2 protein-coding genes are annotated in these 3,182 nt (G+C 58.6%); both read right to left on the bottom strand.

Annotation, left to right across the window (positions count from 1 at the left end; genetic code table 11):
* Window positions 1–124 precede the first annotated feature (124 nt).
* Window positions 125–1,519 carry a PhoH family protein gene (locus HT737_RS20680; protein ID WP_041064814.1) on the bottom strand — a complete coding sequence of 465 codons (1,395 nt, stop codon included), beginning with the start codon at window positions 1,517–1,519 and terminating at the stop codon, window positions 125–127.
* Window positions 1,520–1,856: 337 nt separating this feature from the next.
* On the bottom strand, window positions 1,857–2,933 hold the full coding sequence (locus HT737_RS20675; protein ID WP_374011189.1) for a polysaccharide deacetylase family protein: 1,077 nt from the start codon (window positions 2,931–2,933) through the stop codon (window positions 1,857–1,859).
* Between the last annotated feature and the right edge of the window lie 249 nt (window positions 2,934–3,182).

Genomic DNA, 3,182 nt, shown 5'->3' with positions numbered 1-3,182 from the left:
TCGCAGCCTGCGGCAGCTCCTACAGTGGATCAGTGGTGTTCATCAGGCTGGCATCAATAATGGAATTGTGGTTCAGGCATAAAAAACCGGGCGGCTTTGTGGCCGCCCGGTTTTGTTGGAAGGGTTACAGATGCGATTCGGCGTATTCGGCCAGGATCGAGCGTGGCACGCCCTGCAGGGTGATGTGCACCCCGTTGGGGAAATCCTTGAAGCGTTCGGTCAGGTAGGTCAGCCCGGAACTGGTCGCGGACAGGTAAGGGGTGTCGATCTGTGCCAGGTTGCCCAGGCACACCACTTTGGAACCGGCGCCGGCCCGGGTGATGATGGTTTTCATCTGGTGCGGCGTAAGGTTCTGGCATTCGTCGATCAGGATCAGGCTCTGCTGGAAGCTGCGACCGCGAATGTAGTTGAGCGATTTGAACTGCAACGGCACTTTGCTGAGGATGTAATCGACGCTGCCATGGGTGTTTTCATCATCCATGTGCAAGGCTTCGAGGTTGTCGGTGATGGCGCCCAGCCAAGGCTCCATTTTTTCCGCTTCGGTGCCGGGCAGGAAGCCGATTTCCTGGTCCAGGCCCTGCACGCTGCGGGTCGCGATGATGCGGCGATAGCGCTTGCTGACCATGGTCTGCTCGATCGCCGCGGCCAGCGCCAGAATGGTTTTACCGGAACCTGCCGCACCCGACAGGTTGACCAGATGAATGTCTGGATCCAGCAGCGCGTAGAGCGCCAGACTCTGATAGATGTCCCGTGGTTTGAGGCCCCAGGCTTCCTGGTGCAGCAGCGGTTCCTGGTGCAGGTCGAGGATCAGCAGCTTGTCTTCCTGGATTTCCTTGATCCAGCCGACAAAGCCTTGTTCGTCAATGATGAACTCGTTGATGTGCACCGCGGGCAGGTTGTCGATCAGTTGCACCTGATGCCAGGTGCGGCCGTGATCCTGACGGGTATCGACCTTGCTCACGCGGTCCCAGAAGGAACCGGTCATGTTGTGGTAGCCGTTGGGCAGCAGGGACACGTCATCGACCAGCTGGTCGGTGCTGTAGTCCTCGGCATCGATGCCGCAGGCGCGCGCCTTGAGGCGCATGTTGATGTCTTTGGTGACCAGCACCACCGCCTTCTGCGGATCACGGGTGTGCAGGTCGATCAACTGGTTGATGATTTTGTTGTCGTTCAGATGCTCGGGCAGAATCAGGTTCGACTCGGCCTGTTTGCTCATCAGAATTGACAGCAAGCCTTTCGGCCCGCCCTTGCCGCGCTGGATCGGCACGCCCAGCTCGACGTCCTCGGGGGAGGCATCGCCCAGGGTCTTGTCGATCAGCCGGATGGCCTGGCGGCATTCGGCAGCAACGCTGTGATGGCCGCTCTTGAGCTTGTCCAGCTCCTCAAGCACGGTCATCGGGATCGCGACGTGGTGTTCTTCGAAATTCAGCAGGGCATTTGGATCGTGAATCAATACGTTGGTATCGAGTACATAAAGGATTGGCTGGTTGGAAGAAGGGCTACGTCCGTGATCATCCATACTCGGTCACCTTTGTGGGAGCCATTCGACGCAATACCTGGGCGGTGCTGCGCCTCGAAGTGACTGCCGAATTCATCCACGAGGGCCTGGATGAACTGCACACAAAAGGAGTCTTGGAAGACGCCACCTGTGTTGCAGGTTTCGGCGGTCTGTCTTCGTAATACTCCAAAACCCATGACATAAAAAAGCACTTTGACGGTTTTTTTAAGTTTATTTTGCAGAGTGACGAAAAGCCCTTGGCGGACCGTGCAGACCCCGCTAAAGTCGAAAGTCCGCCTGCATCGAATTCTCTGAAAAAATCGCCAAAAGCCCAATGTTTCCGGGCTTTTTCCGTTTACTAGCGAAACCCGTCCTGACAGTCTTCAAAGCCGATGCCGCTTTGCGCAGTCTGCGTGATCAGCCACGGCAACGCGGTCCTCACCGCATCCTGTTTCATGTTGAAATTGATCACCCCGTGGCGCCATAACAGCATCAGGGTCAGCACTCGCTGCGCGCTCTGCGCACCCTTGAGCTTGCCGGCACCATCCTGGGCATCGATGTCCCACAGCGCCACTTGCAGGCCCTGATTGCGCAAGAAGCTGCCAGCATCAGAGCGACGCTGCCCCTCCGGCGGACGGAACAGCGGCACGTAGTTTTCCGGCAACTTGTTCTTCACCAGGTCACTGCTGCGGCGCACCGAGTCCTGCCAGTCCTGCCAATAGCTGTGGGAACGGAACTCCCAACCCTGCACGCCGACACACTGTTTCGAGAACTCCGATTGCAGGTTGCTCACCGAGCGATCCGCCAGTCGCGCCTGCACATCCTTGCCCAACAGGAAGAACGTGCCGCTGAGATTGGCTTTGCGCAGGTAGTCGGCGATCCAGTCGGTGTTGTCCGGTTGCAGATTGGCAGCGCTGTCGAAACTCAACAGAAACAGCCGGTCATGCATCTCGTCGCCGCTGCGTTCATAGTCGCCGAAACGATCGATTTCACTGCTGGTCTGCGGCGACAGCGCGGCCTTGCGCATCAGCTCGTCCAGGTACTGCAGATAAAACAACCGGCTCGGTTCGGCCCATTTGGTGTAATAACTGTCGTCGCTGACCACGAACTTGGCGGCCTGCTCGCGCAGGGTCGGCAGGTCTTCGACGAGGAAGCAGAACGAGGCATCCTGATCGCAGCTCTGCTGGGCGAAGTTGTAGTTGGCCAACAGACGTTCCCAGAGCCGCTGCCGCAGGCGGCTGATCGCGTCGACATTGACCGTGCGCAGGCCAAGACGCTGGGCCAGCGCAGCCTCGTCCAGCGCTTCGGTGCCGAGCAGGCCCCGGGCGAACATGAGGATTTCCGCGCGCGAGGCGACGTCAAACAGCGTCGGATTGCTGAGCTGCTCCGGCCAGGTGCTGCGATCCAGCGTCGCGACATCGCCCGGTGCCGCCATGGCCCCGCAGCTCATCAGCCACGCCGTGAATAAAAGAACAATGCGCAAAGGGGTGTCTCCATAACCAAACCCGCGCGGCACTATATCGCGGGTGGCCGCAGGACAATCAAAAGAAAGATCAAAAGATCGCAGCCTCCGGCAGCTCCTACAAAGGCAGCCAACAGTCGACCGTAACCTGTAGGAGCTGCCGAAGGGCTGCGATCTTTTTCCAGCACACCATGATCACCTATGGGCTTTGATAGCTGGGAG

The organism is Pseudomonas sp. MD195_PC81_125 (assembly GCF_014060985.1).
Taxonomy (GTDB): domain Bacteria; phylum Pseudomonadota; class Gammaproteobacteria; order Pseudomonadales; family Pseudomonadaceae; genus Aquipseudomonas; species Aquipseudomonas parakoreensis.
The sequence above is the reverse complement of the archived record's forward strand: the minus strand, read 5'-3'. Positions and strand labels throughout refer to the sequence as shown.